The sequence below is a fragment of the Gabonibacter massiliensis genome (genome assembly GCA_001487125.1).
Lineage (GTDB): Bacteria > Bacteroidota > Bacteroidia > Bacteroidales > Marinifilaceae > Gabonibacter > Gabonibacter massiliensis.
Genome location: LN913012.1, coordinates 215950 through 235133, shown reverse-complemented (window position 1 = coordinate 235133; position 19184 = coordinate 215950). Strand labels below are relative to the sequence as shown.

Annotated in this window: 13 protein-coding genes and 1 tRNA gene; 4 read left to right on the top strand and 10 right to left on the bottom strand. The window is 42.8% G+C overall.

Going from position 1 to position 19184, the window contains the following annotated elements; translation table 11 throughout:
- Positions 1 to 14 precede the first annotated feature (14 nt).
- The 7 genes from BN3283_RS03275 to BN3283_RS03245 form a co-directional block, all read right to left on the bottom strand.
- Positions 15 to 1721, bottom strand: coding sequence for a TldD/PmbA family protein (locus tag BN3283_RS03275; protein WP_059025628.1), 1707 nt, complete (start codon positions 1719 to 1721; stop codon positions 15 to 17).
- A 5-nt stretch (positions 1722 to 1726) separates the two neighbouring features.
- Positions 1727 to 2149, bottom strand: coding sequence for a hypothetical protein (locus BN3283_RS03270; RefSeq protein WP_286137485.1), 423 nt, complete (start codon positions 2147 to 2149; stop codon positions 1727 to 1729).
- Positions 2150 to 2170: 21 nt separating this feature from the next.
- A complete protein-coding gene (locus tag BN3283_RS03265) occupies positions 2171 to 2809 on the bottom strand; it encodes a hypothetical protein (protein WP_070807443.1) in 639 nt (212 codons plus the stop codon).
- Between the two features lies 1 nt (position 2810).
- Positions 2811 to 4391 (bottom strand): RagB/SusD family nutrient uptake outer membrane protein, encoded by a 1581-nt coding sequence (locus BN3283_RS03260; RefSeq protein WP_082667055.1) that lies wholly within the window; start codon positions 4389 to 4391, stop codon positions 2811 to 2813.
- A gap of 5 nt (positions 4392 to 4396) precedes the next feature.
- Complete coding sequence (locus BN3283_RS03255; RefSeq protein ID WP_070807442.1) at positions 4397 to 7864, bottom strand: SusC/RagA family TonB-linked outer membrane protein; 3468 nt, start codon at positions 7862 to 7864, stop codon at positions 4397 to 4399.
- A 105-nt stretch (positions 7865 to 7969) separates the two neighbouring features.
- Positions 7970 to 9136: a FecR family protein gene (locus BN3283_RS03250; protein ID WP_059025625.1), complete on the bottom strand. Its 1167-nt coding sequence runs from the start codon at positions 9134 to 9136 to the stop codon at positions 7970 to 7972.
- Positions 9137 to 9166: 30 nt separating this feature from the next.
- Complete coding sequence (locus tag BN3283_RS03245) at positions 9167 to 9745, bottom strand: RNA polymerase sigma-70 factor (RefSeq protein WP_059025624.1); 579 nt, start codon at positions 9743 to 9745, stop codon at positions 9167 to 9169.
- Positions 9746 to 10150: 405 nt separating this feature from the next.
- Here BN3283_RS03245 and BN3283_RS03240 point away from each other — a divergent pair, with 405 nt between their 5' ends.
- A complete protein-coding gene (locus BN3283_RS03240; protein ID WP_059025623.1) occupies positions 10151 to 10726 on the top strand; it encodes a hypothetical protein in 576 nt (191 codons plus the stop codon).
- 188 nt (positions 10727 to 10914) lie between these two features.
- Here BN3283_RS03240 and BN3283_RS03230 read toward each other — a convergent pair.
- A tRNA-Lys gene (locus tag BN3283_RS03230) sits at positions 10915 to 10987 on the bottom strand.
- Positions 10988 to 11198: 211 nt separating this feature from the next.
- Between BN3283_RS03230 and BN3283_RS03225 the strand changes: the two genes are divergently transcribed.
- On the top strand, positions 11199 to 11759 hold the full coding sequence (locus BN3283_RS03225; RefSeq protein WP_041502139.1) for a ComEA family DNA-binding protein: 561 nt from the start codon (positions 11199 to 11201) through the stop codon (positions 11757 to 11759).
- Positions 11760 to 11813: 54 nt separating this feature from the next.
- Positions 11814 to 14303 (top strand): AsmA-like C-terminal region-containing protein, encoded by a 2490-nt coding sequence (locus BN3283_RS03220; protein ID WP_059025621.1) that lies wholly within the window; start codon positions 11814 to 11816, stop codon positions 14301 to 14303.
- Between the two features lie 43 nt (positions 14304 to 14346).
- Here the strand turns inward: BN3283_RS03220 and BN3283_RS03215 are convergent, their stop codons facing one another.
- On the bottom strand, positions 14347 to 15123 hold the full coding sequence (locus BN3283_RS03215; protein ID WP_147625531.1) for a hypothetical protein: 777 nt from the start codon (positions 15121 to 15123) through the stop codon (positions 14347 to 14349).
- Positions 15124 to 15161: 38 nt separating this feature from the next.
- Positions 15162 to 16838 carry an energy-dependent translational throttle protein EttA gene (gene ettA / locus BN3283_RS03210; RefSeq protein ID WP_059025619.1) on the bottom strand — a complete coding sequence of 559 codons (1677 nt, stop codon included), beginning with the start codon at positions 16836 to 16838 and terminating at the stop codon, positions 15162 to 15164.
- Positions 16839 to 17231: 393 nt separating this feature from the next.
- On the opposite strand from ettA, the gene BN3283_RS03205 reads away from it, so the two are divergent.
- The gene (locus BN3283_RS03205) at positions 17232 to 19100 is read left to right on the top strand and encodes a hypothetical protein (RefSeq protein ID WP_059025618.1); all 1869 of its coding nucleotides are present in this window, start codon (positions 17232 to 17234) and stop codon (positions 19098 to 19100) included.
- The last annotated feature ends 84 nt before the right edge of the window (positions 19101 to 19184 follow it).

Here is a 19184-nt window from a genome sequence, read left to right as displayed (position 1 = left end):
ATTTTTTCATTCAACTATTTTTGAGGTAAATACACTCTCGGGAGAATAGGAGGCAGAATGCTGGACTTAGCCGTGCGCTGCGTCTCTATTTTGCTAACCAAAATAGTCGGAGATACGGCCGTAACCTGAACATTTCCGGATTCCGCCCCACAGACCCCTACAAACACGTCGGGATCGTCTCCCGCACACACGATATTCGAAAACATCGACAAGGGGGTCCCGATCAATATCACTCCCCGAACCAATTCATCCGGACGACCATCCGTGTAAATCCGATAGACTACCAAGGGGGTCACGTTAAACGAATTGGTACTGCCCTTACCCGTGTAAGTCAGACCGCTCGTCACCTCCTTAAAGAAATAACCGTACTCCTTTTTCTGCTTTTTCACCTCTTCGACTAACATGCGTCGCAGCTCTTCTTTCGTCTTCGGGGATTTCGTTTCGATACAGAGATTGGATTGCCGGGATACCGGATCGAATCCATCACTGGCACGAGCATGCCCGTTAGTCATGGGAAATCCGTCTATCGGTACCCGGGTCATCAAAAAATCGCGTAATTTACCGTCGACAACTACGTCAACCCGTTTGGAACGGATCCCCTGATCATCAAATTTATAATAACCATTCAAAGCCTTCCCGGAATAACGGGACAAGGTCGGATCGTCGAACACCTGAAAATCGGGAGCCAATACACTCTCCCCCACCATCTGTTTAAATGTCTGCCCGTCTTCATCCGTTTTCATGCGTTGTCCTTCCAGCCGATGTCCGAATATCTCGTGAAAAAACACCCCGCTGGCAGCTCCCGATAACAAAGCCGGTCCGGTATAAGGTTCGGCAACCGGAGCCTCCCGTAAGGCAGCTAACATTTTTACCATCTCACGGGTATCCGCAATCATTTGCTCATCCGTGGGCAAATCCGCCGGATCGTAAGCAAAATAGGAAAGCAACAAAGGAAGTTCCATACCGTCCAAAGCCGTAACACTCCCCTGAATCATAATCCGGGCATAGGGCAGATTCTCCGCCACGTTCCGACCTTCCGTATCGACGAAATAACGGCGCTCGACCTCAAACGTCAAGATCGCTTCCCCCCGCGTCATATACATGTTCTCGTTGAATAAATCGGATATTTTTTTCAACCGGACAATCCAGGCGTGCGTATCGACCTTCAACCGGTCAGCCGGGAAAGGAGGTTCGTAATAAGACTCCACGGGAGCGAAAGAGAAATAAGGAGCTTTGTCCTCGTTCTTGACGTTCACCTTACTTTGTGCCTTCGAACGCTCGTATATATCCGAGGCAAACGCATACCGGGAAGAGGACTCCATCCAGATCGCCTGACGGATGGCTTTCTCGTTATTTTCGTCATCGATAGGCAATGCCGCATATGAAATTCCTCTCTCGGAGACTTCCGCTCCCATCGGGTAATAGCTGAAATTATCCAGAAGAGAATCCCCGATCCGGATATGCGGAATCATGATCCGGGTATGCCTGGACTGATTGTCCCTCAATACCCCGAACGAGGCCGCAATCGTCGTACTCCAAGTATCGATAATCCTGTAATTCATATAATAGGGGGGAAATTTTTCCCCCTGCAATTCCCGGTAATGTTCATTCAATTCACCGGAAAGTATCGTCAACAATTTATCTTCCGATTGCGCGAATGCTCCGGGAATACCTATTATTCCAAGGACACAACATAAATAAATAAACTTTACTCTTTTCATCTATTTCATTTTAAGATAAATGTAAAAGCATCTTTCACTATTTGACTATACCCCGGACCCGTCAAACGCACCGATACCGTATAGCGGCCGGCCGGAGATTTTCCTTGGAAAGGATAATGTAAAACACCTCCTCCCGAAACAGTCAACTCGTTCATAAAAGAATCGGCAGCAGCCTCACCGGCAGTAGAAAAGACGGCTTCCACGGTAAAATCGATTCGTTCCGTTCCCTCGTATCCCTGCATCGCCAAAGATTGCCAAGGAGATTTATTCTCTATTCGCACGGCATCCAATTCCGGATCGGGAACAAGCCGGACCACCATCGTGTCGGGCTCATAAACGGCATTTTCGGTTCTCAAATACCCCTCCTTTTCTTCACATGCCATAAAGCAGAGGCAAATAACAGGCAATATAAATAGGATCCATTTCATAACATTCTGTTTTAAATACATTTAAAAATCACCCAAAGTAAATTGATAACTCAAAGAGTGTACCACGCAATGATCCGGCTCGATGTTCGAAGAGGCGATCGAAAACTCGCGAAATGCATTCTGGGAGTATACATTCAAGGAAACCGCACCCACATCGGGAATTCCCTGCAAGGTTTCCTGATGGGTATACAACCAGATCGAATTCCCTCCCAAGGTGACATACCACCCCCCGCCTTCATCCGGCAAGGCCTCTTCCTCGTCGTACTTCCCTCTCGGCACATCGTCCCGATAAATCTTTCCATCGATGATGCAATTGAGCAACAGCATTTCACACTCCCCCGGATCCATATCCGCTATGCGCTCATAACCTTCAAACAGCATATACCTGCGAATGGAATGATTCGTCGGTCCCAAAAAAGTAATTTCAGGGTGTTCGGGATCCTTCCCTTCGAACAAGCGAACCATTTGCGGGCCGGCCTGTTCCACTAATCTGGCTGTCGAATCCCAATCGTAAGAGTGTCCTGAAGCTTTTAAATACTCCAGCAAACTACCGTCAAAACGGCCGTTATGCAGCCCCGTTTTGACAAAATTATCCTTCGTACAGGCTCCCGTAGCTACAACAAAACCTACAAGGGCCACTATAAATATATGTTTCATCATCTTATTGTACTTTTGTGTTCCAGTAAACATTTTGTAAAACCAAATCGTTGTTTTCCATCGCCCCCGCGTTCACGGGATAATACAAGGCTCCGTTTCGGATATCAGCGTCGGTCAAACGTCCGAAAGCCTCCGGCAATTCTCGTCGTACATACTCTAACCCGTTTCGCACGGCATCATAATAGCGGGTATCCTCGAACAACAACTCCCGTTCCCGCTCCCTGAATATCGCCAGCTGCACATCACCGCCGAAGTCATCCGTCAAATCCGCCCCGGTCAAGCCGGCACGTTGCCGTACGGCAATCACATCTTCCATGGGATCGGGCAATCCGGCACGGAAACGACACTCGGCTCTCAATAACAGGATATCCGGCAAGCGCCAAACCACCTTATTCATCTCCATTCCCAAATACCGTTTCGAACTTTCATTATCCTTAATATTGTAAAATGGAAAACGGAATACATTAGCAAAAGCTTTTTCCATTTCCGTGTAATCGTAAACCTTTATCACCTCCACCATCTGTCCCGTCTGCCAATCGTATTTCATAACCTTCACGTGAAATTCGGTCGAATCGATACCGTAGAAATAACTCTTCCTTCTCAGGTCATCCGGCGGATAAAGTTCATTGACCGTCTCTTTCGTAAACTCCAATACATCCGGATAAGCAAAGCTCACCTCCATATCCGTTCTGACCGGCCAGCCGATAAACTCCTCGCTGACAAAAGCACGTTCCGTAAACTCTCCCGGCCTCGTCCATGTCCTGTAAATTTCCCATATACTCTCCTCGCTTCCTCCCTTTAACACCCGGGTACACACCTCTTCCGGATCGGCAGCCAAACCATAGGTTCCGGCCTTGTTCCCGATGATCATCGTGCAGTACTTCTCCGCCTCCTCCCAATACTCTTTTTTATTTTCCAAATTAGCCCGCCAGGCATAGATGTTAGCCAACAGGGCCGCTGCGGCTCCCTTGCCCGCGTATTGCTTCGTCGTTCTGGGCTTTCCGGCATAATCCTTTAAATCTTCGTAATTCGGCAAATCGATAGCCAACAAAGCCCACTTCGTTGCCTCTTCCAAGACCTGTTTGACACTGCTCTTTCCTAATTTCTCCGTAACGGATTCGCTGTTGGGAACGATCGGCACCTCACCCCAGGCCCGTCCGAGCCAAAAATAACAGAGCCCTTTCACGAAATAAGCCTGTAAACGATAGATATCCACGATCTCTTTCGACATCGGGAAACGATAAGCGTTATCCAAAAACAGATCGGCATCATGAATGGCAGCGTAATACAATTGCCAGGTAGCCGTGAAATAGGTTCGCGGGGCCAATTGCCGGGCACGCCTTATACTGTTTCCCCGGTAATCCTGAGCCACGTTATCCACCTTCATCCCGGCCCACGCGTGTACCTGATCCTGATTCTCCGCCAAACGCAGATTCGACATCATGGAGTTGAGCAAAGCTTCCGCATCTTTTCCCGAACGAAAATAGTTATTGAACGTCGTTGAATTCTCCGGTCTCACATCCAAAAAATCGGTACATGAAACAGACAGAATTCCCATGATCATATATATATAAAACCTTTTCATCGCTATTAAAAATTAAGGGTTATACCAAAAGTCCATTTTTCGGGTAAGGGATATGCCTTCCCCCCGTCAATACCGCTATCCATATTTACCACCTCGGGGTCCGTACCGGAATAATTGGTCCAGGTCCAAATATTCTCTCCCGTGATAAACAAACGGATACCGCTGAAATAAAATTTCTTGGTAAATTTTTCCGGCAGGTTATATCCCAATGTCAATTGTTTCAGCCGGACCATATTGACCCGTTCCACGTTCGAACGTAATTCGGGAAAAATAAACGAAGCCCCCATCCGGGGTAAATCCGTCATATCACCCTCTTTCTCCCAGAAAGTCGTTTCTCTCAAATCCCGGAATATCGGACCGTCAATATTCATCGGGGTCCCGTATCGTGCGGCATTTATCATCTTTCGCCCCAAAGAGTAATTGAAGAGGATATTCAAGTCAAAATTATTCCAGGTAATCTCGCTTGCCCATCCTCCGTAAGCCAAAGGCAAAGCACTACCGATGTAGTACAAATCCCCGTTACCGATCTCTCCGTTGCCGTCCACGTCTTCTATCTTCACCTCCCCTACCATTCCGCTCATCTCCCCGTACACCTTATTGATATAGATCGGGAAACCCTCGTTATTGTAATAGACGGGGACCTCTTTCTCGTTTTGGTAATACCCGTTATCATTGAATACGTAAATACCGAACAACCCCCGTTTCAACACGTTACCCATCATATCCTTACCGTTAAAGGTTTTTTCCAATTTGTTCCAGTTCCGGGATATATTCAGTCGGCTTCTCCATTTCACGCGGGTATCCCGGAAAATATCGGCTTTCAATTCCAGCTCGACTCCCTCGTTCGAAATTTCTCCCGCATTTTTCTTGTAAGAGTCCATCACCTGTACATCCCCGAAAGTAGGCACGTCCGTAATCAATGAGTAGGTCAGTTTATTATAGTAATCGAATTTCACGTTCAAACGGTAATCGAACAATTCCAGATCCAAACCGGCATTATACTGCTTGGTCTTCTCCCAGGTCAAATCGGGTGCGACGGCATTATAGCTCGTCATCCCCGGATTCCCGTGAAATATACCGTTTTTGGACATCAACCCGTAAGCCATGTACGGGTCACGAAATACCTGACCGGACTTTCCCCAGCTCATACGCACTTTTCCGCTGTTTAACCACGTCACATTTTTCAAAAAAGCTTCGTCCGCAAAATTCCATCCCACGGCAATCGACGGGAAGTTAGCCCAACGTACATTTTTTCCGAAAGTAGAGGAACCATCCCGACGATAAGCAAATTCCACGATATAGAGTTTCTTGAAATTATAGCTTAAGCGGCCGAAAAAACTCAACATGGCCTTTTCATTAAAGTTCGACCGGTAATCCGTCCTGGGCCTCGGTGTTAATTTATCCGATTCCGTATAGTAGACACCTCCCGGTCCCTGATAATAATACACATTATCGCTTGCACCCCCGTTTCCGGTTCCCCAATTATCGAATCCCTGTTCTTTGGAAATACTCATTCCCAATAAAGCCTCCAACGTGTGTCTATTACCCTCTATTCTATATTTCAACAAATTTTCATTCATCAACGAAATATCCCGGGATACCTGCCCCATGGAAAGATTCAGACCTTGTGCCGCATCCAAGTTGCTCGGGATAAACTCGTTCACGTTGAACTGAGCATAATCGACCGATCCAAGCCCCGAGAGAGTCAATCCTTTCGCTAATTGAAGTTCCAACCCCAAACTCGCGATCAAACGGTAATTGTCATTACGGGTAACCGTCTGATTGATCTTTTCCAAAAACTTATCCTCTATTTTTCCATGTCCGGGAAACAGCGTAGTCTGCGAGGCTGGATCGACCGTCATTCCCTCGATTCCGCGACGACCATCTCCATTATTCAGATTCCGGCTTTTATCCATATACCCCAAATAAAGTTGGGTCGTTGCCGTTAAAATAGGAGCGGGTTTGGCCGAGAGATTCACCATCAGGTTTGCCCGGGAGTAATTACTGCTCAACATAATACCTTTCTCGTCATAATACCCGGCCCCGATCATATATTGTATCTTATCGGTCCCTCCGGATGCCTGAATATTGGCATTGATCACCTTACCCGTCCGAAAGCTATATTTATACCAGTTTGTCTGGTTGTTATAGAAAGGATTCAGACTATCCTGAAGAATTTTATTTTCTCCCGCAGAATCGGGAAACCCGTTTCCCCACCACGCATCAAATCCCCCGTTACCTCGGTTAAAAGCATCTTCATAGGATGTCGGGTAAAAATAGAGTCCGCTCATCTGATCGTATCCCGTTTTCAGGCTATTCCGCATACGGTATATCTTGGTCATTCTCTCCAAACGTCCTCCCGTCTGTTCGGGAGTAACGGGTAAAAAAGAAGCCGTATAGGAGAAATTCACGGAAAATTTGGTTTTCCCGGCCTGTCCTTTCTTAGTTGTAATCAAGACAACCCCGTTTCCTGCCCGGGAACCGTAGATTGCGGCGGCGGCGGCATCTTTCAATATCTCCACGGAAGCAATCATAGAAGGATCGAGATCCGATAAGGTATTCGTACCCGTCACCGGAGAAGTAAAGGAAAACATGGGAACCCCGTCGACCACGTACAAAGGTTGTCCGTCGGTCGCACCCTCCTGCAGCAAGGAGTTGTAACCCCGAACGGCAACCCGGTTTCCCCCGGACCCCGGAGCTCCCGACTGGTTCACGATATCCACGCCGGCCAAACGCCCCTGTAACATACTCAGAATACTGTGCGAAGGAAGCTCTTTCATCTCATCGGCCTTTATCGAAGTGATCGAACTGACCATCTCTTTTTTGTTTTGCGTACCGTAAGCCCGAATCACCACCTCGTCTAAATCCGTCACTTCTTCCTCCATCTTTACCGACACCGGTTTATCCGCTTCATAAGCCACTTTTTGAGATTTATACCCGACAAACGAGAGTAGCAAGCTCCCCTTTTCCCGGGTTACCGACATCTCGAATTTACCCTCCGAGTCGGTAGCCGTTCCGATATTCGTACCTTCCAGCAACACGGTAACCCCCGGCAAAGGCACACCCTTTTCATCCGTCACCTTTCCTTTCACGACAAACCGTTTTACATCCGCTTCCTTACGTCGGATCATGATATAGATACCCTCCTGTTTATAGGAAAAAGGCTTATCCCGAAAAACCGTATCCAAAATCTGGAATACCGTTTTTTCTTTCACGTCGAATGTTACCTTATACGGTTTCGTATCTTCGTAATTAAACACGAATTTGTAGACATCCGCTTTTTCCAAAGCATTGAATACATCCGACAAAGGCACATTTTCCCATTTGAAACTCAGTTTCTTTTGCTGACCGAAAACAACCGAGGCCATACAAAAGAAGCTTAAAAACAAAAACAAGCGAATACACGTGATGTTTTGCACCCGATTCTTCGTTTTTCGCTCCTCAAAATGAGGTGAAATCGATTTTTTTTCCATAGATTTGTAGTTAAGAATTAAACATGTTCATCCGTCCGATGAACCAAATTCATGTTAAGGGGATAGGTCGCAACTATCCCTTTCTTATTTGGTTCTCGTTCACTTTTATATAAAAACGATTACCGTTTTTCCCGTTACCTCAATCCGCAATTTACCCGTCTCTTTCAAGCGCCCGATCACCTGTTCCACCGTATCTTTCCGGTTAGCCCAAAACTTAAAGCGAAAATCCTTGGCTTCCGGATTCCGGTAAAACACGGTAAAATCGAACCACCTGCCCAACTCGTCGAGTATCTCTTCTAAACGTATGTTATTATAATAGAAAAATCCCTCTTTCCAAGAAGTATACTTTAACACGTCTACCTCCTCTATGCGTAATAAACCGTCACGCAACGAGACATTCTCTCCCGGTTTCAACACGACCACATGATCCGCACCCGTTCCCTCTTCCTTCACGGAGACAACTCCCTTTACAAGTGTGATATTCTCCACCCCGTTCTCGTATGACTGCACGTTAAATTCCGTACCTAATACGTTGACCTCGGTTCGGATTGTCGCCACGACAAAAGGACGATCTACCTCCCGTTTCACGTCGAAATAAGCCTCTCCTTTCAAAAAAACCTCCCGCTTCGCCCCGCTGAACGCCAAAGGATATCTCAATTCGGAATCGGAATTGATCCATACCCGGGTCCCGTCATCCAAAATCAGGATATACTCGCCCCCGCGAGGTACTTTTATCGTGTGAAACTCTTCCGGCCGACAATCATCCCGCAATACTCTCATGTATTTCATTCCTCCCACCGAATCGATAACCACCCCTCGTATGTTTAAAGAATCTTCAGCACCCGTACCGGAAGCCAAAAAGTACTTTTTTCCGCCTTCGGTGATCAACGTTACCGTATTCTTCTCCGTATTCCGGGTTAACTCCATCGGTTGGACAAATTGTCTTTCCCTCTGTTTATAGAAAACAGCCATCGTCACGGAAATCAACACTAAAACCGAAGCCACGAACTTCATCATCCTACGACGGATCCGTATTTTACTCGCCCGTAAAGTTATTCTCTCGTCCAACAACAACCATTGATACTCCTCGTCCACCTCCATCCCTCCCTTTTCACGCATACCGGCTTCCCGGTAACGCCGTAATCCTTCCAACAGATCCCGATGCTCCTTCACCTCCAACCAAGCTCGAACCTTCGGCTCAGCTAATAATTTCTGATGATGTAAAATATATAATGCGAATTCTATATCCTCGTAATTAAAATCGTTTTGCATGTTTTCGTCTCCTGTTTTTAAGAACACGCACTACGTTTCAAAAAGGGTGATGTCTTGGAATACTTTTTTATTTGTTTTTCGTAAAAAAAATACCAGCAACCAAAGTGCATCATTCGAATACTCTTCCCGGAGGATACGTAAAGCCTTACTTATATGCGTCTTAACCGTATTGATAGAGATAGCCAATTCATCTGCTGCTTCTTGATATTTTCTTCCCTCGAGAAAACATTTCCTGAATACGGTCTTTGTTTGTCCTGGTAAATTTCCGACGGAATCGCGTAAACGCTCGATTAAAAGTTCATATTCCATGCAGTCCTCGTTAATTGTCTCCTTCTTTAACGACCATTCGAAGGCAAAACGCTCCTTTGCCTTCCGACGCCGAAGCTGACTCACGCAATGATTACGTACCAAAGTATACAATAACGGTAGAAGAGATTGGGATCGTTCGATCTTTTCAAAATTCATCCAAACCTTTTCAAACACGTCATTGACCGTATCTTTCGCCGTCTCCTCATCATTCAAAAAGCTAAGGGCATGATAATACAAACGGACATAATTCTCCCGGAACAACTGTTCAAAAACCTCTTTATGGTCAATAAATTTAATCATATAATACCCTGTATCCGGTACAAATATACAATATCAAAATTAGATTAATAAAATAAAAATAGATATTTAATGACATTAAAACAATATCATTATTTTACCAACACTTCCAATATCCATTCATTATAAATATAATACTTTAGCATTAAAGGTATTACCGAAGGAAGAGATAAAAAGCGAAAACTGTAAACAATACGGGTTTAAGACTTCTTGTCATTTGACAAATAGGGTGTATGATCAATTCACTGTTCTCATGATAACAACCCTGCTTACTACCAACCGTAGATTTCTCAGACATAAATAAACCATTCTATACATAATTATTATTCAGCCTGTTATATGACAAATATAATTGCATATGTAAAAAATATCCCTATATTTGTGTAGAACGATTAAAAATTACAGCTTATGAAACACCTTATCGCCTTGCTTGCGGTTCAGCTATTATTCTGGGGTTCCTTGTCGGCACAAAGGATAACAGAATTTTCGGAATATGATTTTTTGTTTGAAAAAAGACCATTTGGCAGATTATTTTCAGATACCCTAAAAAAAACAAATTTCGATAACGCATTTACCTTAAGAAATCCATTCCAACCAGATCCGAAAAAAAAGATTTTGACCAGAAACGATTCGATCTATTTCAAAAAACTACCTCTTAAAGAACCGAATGCAAAGAGGGATGGATTATCCGACGTTGATTTCAAACACAAATTACCTGCAAAACCCTTGTTTTATATCTCGTTATGGGATTATTCCCCCAAACCCATGCTGGATAAAAGATCTCTTTTCTATAACCCGCTTGAAAGAAAATCGAGAGATTTACAAGACTTACGATACTTATGGTCCGGAGATATTACCCACTTTAGAGAAATCGGTTATTCCGGTAATTATCCCGGCCAACAAAAACCGGTGTATAAAATTTATATCGTAAGAAACGGAAAAAAAATCCAAGGGTTTGGAATCGAATTGTTAGATGACAACTAACGAGATGTACACGCGAGAAGTAGGTATAAAAACAGAAAAATCAAAGAATTTACAAAATCCATATCAGATAAGAGAGAGAAAAAAAATCGTAAAATCGAATTATAACATAACAAGTATCGATAATTTAATTAAAATCAGTCATCAAAAAAACCAAATCGTTTATGATCGATTTGGTCTCTAAAGTATTGTGATCCAGCTGGGATTCGAACCCAGGACCCCAACATTAAAAGTGTTGTGCTCTACCGGCTGAGCTACTGAATCGTCAATTGTTTTTTTACAATTGCGGTGCAAAGGTATATATTTTTGCATCCCACACAAATTTATTTTCGTTTATTTTCCGGACTTTTTTACACTTCTTTCTTGGAAAAACATTAAATAGTTGATAAACAAAATCTCCATAGTGCATAGCCCTTCCCTTTGATATTTCAAAAAAATATCATAACTTATAACCATTTATAAAATCACAATAAATATGCCGCTTAGATCGTCAGAGAAAAAAGGAATTATCGTACTATCTTTTCTGCTAACAGGCTTCTTCGTATTTCCTCTTCTAATCGAGGAAGACGACACCCCTTTTTTCCTGCTCACGCAAGCCGAGATTCCCGATTCCATGGTACAGCTCTCGACTCATCCGGCCTCCCCGGTAAAACGGTTTGAATTGAACTCGGTCGACAGTGTTTCTTTAACCAAGATAAAAGGCATCGGTCCCTACTACGCTTCCAAGATACTAAAATACAGAAAACGCCTCGGTGGTTTTCATACTCCCTTACAATTGAAAGAAATCTCCTTCAAATACCTCTCCGTAGACTCTTTGCTGGATCATTTTTATGCCGATCCCAAACACATTACAAAAAAAGAGATGGATACCATGAGCTTTAAAAGCATATTGAGCCATCCTTATTTGGAATACGGGGAAGTGCAACTGATCTTTAAAGCGAAGAAAGAGTGGGGAACAATCACCTACTCCCTATTGGAGCAGAAAAAAATATTGGCACCCCACAAACTCAAAAAGATAAAACCTTACTTCAAATAATTTACATAACTTTGTAGGGACTCATTATTGATTAGAAACATAAAACAACTAAATATGAAGAAAGTATTCATTATTATCCTCGGTATTTTTATACTGTTCATTATCGCACTGATAACGATTCCTGTATTCTTTAAAAGCGACATTCTCCGGCTTATAGAAGAACAGTCCTCAAAGTATATGAAAGCCGACTTAAAAATCGGAGACGTAAACTTAAGCATGTTCAAAAATTTTCCGGATTTAAGCGTTACATTAACGGATGTCATGTTATCCGAGAACCGGGAAACGGTAAAAGACACCTTCATTCGTATTCCTGAATTTGAAGCATCCGTTAATCTAAAATCTCTTATTTCGGGAAACGAGATCATCATCAACCGTATTTTATTAAAAGATTGCCGTTTGATGCCGCAAGTAACGGCCTCCGGTCGGGAGAACTGGGACATTATGATCGCATCGGACAGTACGGGAACCGCCACTCCACAAGATAGTATTCAGACAAAAACAGACGCCTCCGGAAAATCGGTCAGATTCAATCACATCGAGATCCGGGACCTTTATTTAGATTACAAAGATTTTCAATCTTCCACCTATTTCAGCATCGATAAAATCAACCTGGAATTGCAAGGAAATCTTTCCGAAACAAATACGCTTCTACAAATTTTACTCCATTTGGAAAATATCTGTTTCCGTCAAGGCAACAGCGTATGGGTCAACAACACGAATTTCAACTGGCAAGCCGATATCGAAGCCAATCTGAAGGAGATGCTGTTCCATATTAAGAAAAACGACATGTCGTTGAACGACCTGAAATTAGATTTGACAGGCAATGTTGGTATAGGAAAAGAAAAATACGATATGGATCTGAAGCTAAACGCTCCCGATACCCAATTCGAAAGTCTTTTGGCTATGGTTCCGAAAGAATTCCAAAAAGAGATTGAAGGAGTAAAAACTTCCGGAGGTTTTCAGCTTAATGCCACGGCGAAAGGAGAATATTATGAAAATCATCTCCCGCAATTCGATATCCAATTCAATATATTGGATGCCAGTTTAAAATATCCGGAGCTTCCTGAATCCATCGAAAAGATCAATCTTAAGTTAAGTATTACTAATCCGGGAGGAACTCCCTCCCTAACGGTTGCAGATTTACGTACCCTATCCTTTTCCGTGGCAGATAATCCGTTCGACATGAGCTTATTGGTTTCCAACCCGGAAGATCCCACGCTAAAAGGAGAAGCCAAAGGCGTCATCAATTTCGAAAGTCTTAAAAAAGCTCTTCCCTTGCAAGACATCACCCTCAACGGAATACTTTCCGTAGATATGGCGTTCAACGGAAAATACCAATACATCGAAAAAGAACAATACGAAAAATTTTCCGCTAACGGAAAAATTTCATTGAAAGATGTTCTGTTCAAAAACAGTGATTTTCCCAAAGGCATCGTCATCCCCTCCGGAGATTTAACCGTAACCCCGGCTCGTTTGAATTTGAAGAATCTATCGATTCAAATCAATTCATCCGATCTCACCTTGGAGGGATACGTGGCCGACTATCTGCCCTATATATTTAAGAACCAAACATTAAAAGGGAATTTTAATTTAAATTCAAAATTATTGAACCTGAATGAATTGATGGCAAATATAGCCACGGATACCACACAAACACAAAAGGATAACGCTTCTTCATCGCCTAACGGAGTATTTGAAGTTCCCCAAAATATCCAACTGGGTTTAAATACCAACGTTAAAACCTTATTGTTCGATCAACTGACCGTCAAGAACATTAACGGGAATGTACAAACAGCAGGAGGCGTGGCTACCCTTAAAAATCTCAGCATGGATATGCTGGAGGGAAAAATACTCATGAACGGATCCTATAACACGACCCATCCGGCTAAACCATTCGTGGACTTCAATCTCCGGATAGACGATTTCGATATCGATGCCGCCTACCACGCGTTTAGCTTTATCAGACAAAGTATTCCCATGGCGATGAATTGTTCCGGAAAAATCTCTACCGTAATGAAATTTTCCGCTAATTTGGATCAGGAGATGAGTCCGATCATGAACACGGTAAACGGAGGAGGAAGTCTTTCCACGGCCGGATTCTTAATAAAAGACAACCCGGCTATGGCGAAATTAGCCACTTTATTAAAAAATGACGAATTAAGCCGAATCAGTATCAGCAAGTTAAAAATAGACTTTAAACTGGATCACGGAAATATTATCATAGAACCCTTTACCACCCATTTAGCAGGAAACCCGACGACAATCTACGGTTCCCAAACTGTAAACGGGGAGATGGACTATACCCTCTCCATGAACATCGACCGGAAATATTTCGGAAAAGATATCAACAACGTACTCTCCGCACTCCCGGGAGCAAGCAATATTAAAGCGTTGGATGTAGACGTAAAGATAGAAGGGACCCTTGATAAACCTATCGTGAAACCAGATTTAACAAAAGCGATAAAAGCCGTAGAGAAAGAAGCGGGCAAAGAAGTTAAAAAGAATATACTGAAAGGACTTGACAAGCTGTTCAAAAAGAAATAACCCTTCTGAATAAAATAAGGCTGCTTTTAAAAGCAGCCTTATTTTATTGATCGAAACCCGGACGACAAAAATTTCGGGCATCCGGAAAGCGATGTTCCAGGTCCCGCAGCATTTGCTCCAAAACGACCAAAATACGTTCTATATCCTGTTGAAAATAAACCACCTTGTTTTTCAACACGGACCAGGCTTGATAAGAAATTTCAATAGCCAACAAGGCTACCTTCGCCGAGCCGTTATAATCATTTTCTTCCTGTTTGGCATTGATTTTATCCGCGTAAATATGAAAGCCGTACAGAGCCCGTTTCATTTTTGCGTGAATCAGATCCAAATACCAGCTGATTTCCACCAATGCTTCATCGACCTCCTTCGTCTTTATTCCATTACCCTTCTCCTCCTCTTCATCCAATTTCTGATATATACTCTCCTGACACTTATCAGCCAGAGTCTCATATATCCGATTACAGCAGATCATATCTTCCCTCTCCACTTTTCTGGCCAGCTCTTCGTCATCATCGTCCAAATCCTCATAATCTTCGCCCCAGAAACCCTTATCGATATTTTCTGCCCGATATATGTCTTCAATCGCGATTCCCTTCTCCTCAGCCAACTCCCGTAATACCTCATAGGTTGAATCGAAGATACTTTTCAAACGAGAAAGAGCTACATCATCATCATCCGGCAACTCCTCATCGAAATCGACCTTTGCTCTTTCTTTCAATTTTTTCCCCATCGTGAAGCTCATGCAACGGGATTGAAATTTACAGCGTTCACACCAACGATCGCAATAATTATATATACCGGGAACAAAACCAGTATTCACGATATTATTTTCTTTTTTCTTAGGCACGCTTTCTAACCTTAGCCGATTAATTTTTTATAACGTATACGTTTAGGAGTAACATCCCCCAAACGTTTCTTTTTATTTTCCTCGTATTCGGAGTAACTCCCTTCAAAATACACCACCTTAGAATCACCCTCGAATGCCAGAATATGAGTCGCGATACGATCCAAAAACCAACGGTCATGGGAAACCACAACCGCACAACCGGCAAAATTTTCCAAACCTTCTTCCAATGCCCGCAACGTATTCACATCGATATCGTTTGTAGGCTCATCCAATAACAGAACGTTTGCCTCCTCCTTTAACGCCAAAGCCAAATGCAGGCGATTTCTCTCTCCTCCGGACAGGACTCCACACTTTTTTTCCTGGTCGGAACCTGAAAAATTAAATTTAGAAACATACGCCCGGGCGTTTATTTCACGCCCTCCCACGGTTATCAGGTCACTCCCTCCCGAAATAATTTGATACACGGTCTTTTCCGGATCAATGGAAGCATGTTGTTGATCGACATAACCAATCTTCACCGTTGGACCGACTTCAAACGTCCCGGCATCAGCCTTTTCCAATCCCATTATCATCCTGAAAAGAGTCGTTTTTCCCGCTCCATTCGGTCCGATCACCCCGACAATTCCGGCCGGAGGCAACTGGAACTCCAAATCCTCGAAAAGCAATTTCTCGCCAAATCCTTTCGACACATGCTCCGCTTCAATAACCTTATTCCCGAGACGAGGACCATTCGGTATAAAAATCTCCAATTGCTCTTCTTTCTCCTTTACGTCTTCCTCCATCATTCGATCGTAAGCCTTTAAACGAGCCTTACTTTTCGCCTGACGGGCTTTCGGAGACATCCTCACCCATTCCAATTCTCTTTCCAGCGTCTTTCTTCGCTTACTTGCCTGTTTCTCTTCCTGCTCCAAACGTTTCGCTTTTTGCTCCAACCAGGAGGAATAATTTCCCTCCCAAGGAATTCCTTCTCCCCGATCCAACTCTAAAATCCATCCTGCCACGTTATCCAGAAAATAACGGTCGTGAGTCACACATATTACCGTTCCGGGATATTGATGCAAATGTTGTTCCAGCCATTCGACCGACTCGGCATCCAAATGGTTCGTAGGCTCATCCAGTAATAAAATATCGGGTTCCTTTAACAGCAATCTGCATAGAGCAACCCGACGACGTTCTCCCCCTGACAAATTCTTAACCAAAGCATCCGGTTCCGGACAACGAAGAGCATCCATAGCCCGCTCCAATTTCTGATCGATTTCCCATCCTCCGTTATGTTCTATCAATTCGGTCAATTCTCCCTGACGGACCATCAATTTATCCATCTCCTCATCACTCATCGGTTCACAGAACTTCAGGTTCACCTCCTCGTACTCTTTCAATAAATCCATCACTTCCTTAACTCCTTCTTCAACGACCTCTTTCACTGTTTTCGTATCATCCAACAAAGGCTCCTGGGGAAGATAACCTATCGAATGTTCTTTGGACCAGACAACTTTCCCCTCATAATTAGAATCCAAGCCGGCGATAATTTTTAATAAAGTGGATTTACCCGACCCATTCAATCCAATTACTCCAATCTTCGCACCATAAAAGAAAGAAAGGGATATATCTTTTATTATCTTTCGTTGCGGAGGGATAGTTTTACTTACCCTCATCATTGAAAAAATAATTTTTTTATCGTCTGCCATATGCTTTAACTTGTTCTATTATTATGTTTAAATTATATCTACGACTGATTTCCACTCAAAACGGATACAAAGATAAACCATATCCATCAATAAAAAAAATCGCAATACTTAATAACACTAAGTAAAAATCATTTTATCCCCCTCAAAGAGCTTCAAACAAAAAAACAATTTATCGGCCTATTAAAAATTTCATGACTATTTCTCTCATCCACCTTTTATCTTTTTTTATTTCAATAATACAAGAGACTCGTGCATATTTCACATATTTTATGAATTACAAAAGTCATAAAAGAAGAGATTTATCTATTATTGATCGATATCAAATGAAAAATAGAACACGTTACAACCGAGATAAATTTCATTACTTTTGCCAAAATAAAACGAATAGCCGCTATGATAAAAATAAAACAGTTTATCTATTTATCGTGGATCTTCTGCACCACGTTATGCTTTTCTTGTCGTACACATTCCGAAAAGTTAAACGATGCCTTAAAATTAAGCGGAAAAAATCGACAAGAATTAGAAAAAGTATTAAAGCATTATTCACAAGACCGGGCCGATAGCTTGAAACGGAAAGCGGCTATTTTCCTCATTGAAAATATGCCCGGTCATTTTTCCTACAACGGCCCCTACCTGAGAGAGTTTAAAAATATTGTCGATACGTTGCCGGATTCCTATTGGCTAAAAAAAATCATCTTAATGCAACCCTACCGTTATAAAGAGTACAGAGAACAACTACAAGAAGAGGAGGATATCAAACATATCAAAGCCGACTATTTGATCCATAACATAGACGCAGCTTTTAAGATGCTGGAAACCAAACCTTGGTTGGAATCTTTACCATTCGAGGATTTTTGTGAATATCTATTACCCTACCGTATCGATAACGAGTTACTCGACAATTGGAAGGATTCGATTATTCCCATTTACGAAAATAAAATTACAGAAAAGACGACTTATTGTGACGATCAAAGATATTCTGCGTTCCAATTGGCAAAAGAAACATCTATTGAGTTTTATAGCAGCGAACAAGCCTCTTCCGATATGATTGCCGGTATTCCTTACCAAAAATACGAGTGTATCAACGACAGTCGGTTACGCGTGATAGCAACGCGCAAGGTAGGCATTCCCTGTACTATCGATTTCGTCCCGGCTTGGGCAGACATGAACGGATATCATTATTGGATGGTCGTTGTCGATCCAAAATACAAAACCCTTTCCTCCTATCAGATCGAAGGGAAAACAGCCCCGAAGGTGTACCGGAGAACTTTTTCCATCAACGAAATCCCGCGTGATCCGAAAGGGGAAAATTTTATTCCAGAATTTTTCAAAGATCCTTTTAATAAAGACGTGACTGATATATACCTCAACACTTCCGATGTAAAGGTAAACCTTTTATTCCCTCCTTCCCGCGGTGTCAAATACGCCTATATAGCCATGTTTAACGATTTGACCCTAAAAATCGTGGGTTGGGGCAAAATAACACGCGATCAAGTAACATTCCCAAAATTAGGAAGAGGTATTGTTTATTTTCCGGTCTACTTCTCAGGCAATCAGCTGATGAACGGAAACTTCCCGTTTATTTTAAAAATGAATGGCGAAACCGAATTTTTGATTCCGGATACCACCCGACATCAAACCATCAGGATTACCCGGAAATTTCCCGTTATCGGTTACAAAACCGTATACGGAGAACTATTAAAAGGGAACTGTTTCAGTGCCTCCAATACCCTTTCGTTTAAAGACTCGACAATCATCCACAAAATTACCGAAAACCCATACATGCATTACACGACATTCAAAGTGGATACGAATTTAAAATACCGGTATTGGAAAATAAGCAATACGCATTACTCACATATAGCAGAACTTGTTTTCCGTGATGCAAAAGGGAATTATTTATCCTGGAAAACCATTCCTCAGGATAGAAACCGCCAGGAAGAATATTTAGGCGACAACGATCCGTTAACCTATACTTACATTTACAGGAATCTCCTTCTGGATTTCGGGGAACCGGTACAAATCTCTTCCGTAGGTTATCTTTCTCAAAACGACGGTAACGGTATATACCCCGGCAACGAGTACGAACTATTCTTTTACGACCGTAACGGTTGGCACTCTCTGGGACGGAAAACAGCGGACGATCATTATATCGAATACGAATCCGTCCCGGCCGGAGCCTTATACTGGTTAAGAAATCATACGACGGGACGGGAAGAACGTCCTTTTACCTACAAGAACGGAGAAGTACATTTCTGGTAATCTCCTCTTTACGAGATAGCCGGAGGCCGATCATCTTTTTACAGAACTTTCGATATGCTAATTTTCATAATCTCGATAAAAATC

Coding starts and splice junctions, on each gene's coding strand:
- BN3283_RS03275 (WP_059025628.1), bottom strand. CDS start 1,721: ATGAAAAGAGTAAAGTTTATTTATTTATGTTGTGTCCTTGGAATAATA.
- BN3283_RS03270 (WP_286137485.1), bottom strand. CDS start 2,149: ATGAAATGGATCCTATTTATATTGCCTGTTATTTGCCTCTGCTTTATG.
- BN3283_RS03265 (WP_070807443.1), bottom strand. CDS start 2,809: ATGATGAAACATATATTTATAGTGGCCCTTGTAGGTTTTGTTGTAGCT.
- BN3283_RS03260 (WP_082667055.1), bottom strand. CDS start 4,391: ATGAAAAGGTTTTATATATATATGATCATGGGAATTCTGTCTGTTTCA.
- BN3283_RS03255 (WP_070807442.1), bottom strand. CDS start 7,864: ATGGAAAAAAAATCGATTTCACCTCATTTTGAGGAGCGAAAAACGAAG.
- BN3283_RS03250 (WP_059025625.1), bottom strand. CDS start 9,136: ATGCAAAACGATTTTAATTACGAGGATATAGAATTCGCATTATATATT.
- BN3283_RS03245 (WP_059025624.1), bottom strand. CDS start 9,745: ATGATTAAATTTATTGACCATAAAGAGGTTTTTGAACAGTTGTTCCGG.
- BN3283_RS03240 (WP_059025623.1), top strand. CDS start 10,151: ATGAAACACCTTATCGCCTTGCTTGCGGTTCAGCTATTATTCTGGGGT.
- BN3283_RS03225 (WP_041502139.1), top strand. CDS start 11,199: ATGCCGCTTAGATCGTCAGAGAAAAAAGGAATTATCGTACTATCTTTT.
- BN3283_RS03220 (WP_059025621.1), top strand. CDS start 11,814: ATGAAGAAAGTATTCATTATTATCCTCGGTATTTTTATACTGTTCATT.
- ettA (WP_059025619.1), bottom strand. CDS start 16,838: ATGGCAGACGATAAAAAAATTATTTTTTCAATGATGAGGGTAAGTAAA.
- BN3283_RS03205 (WP_059025618.1), top strand. CDS start 17,232: ATGATAAAAATAAAACAGTTTATCTATTTATCGTGGATCTTCTGCACC.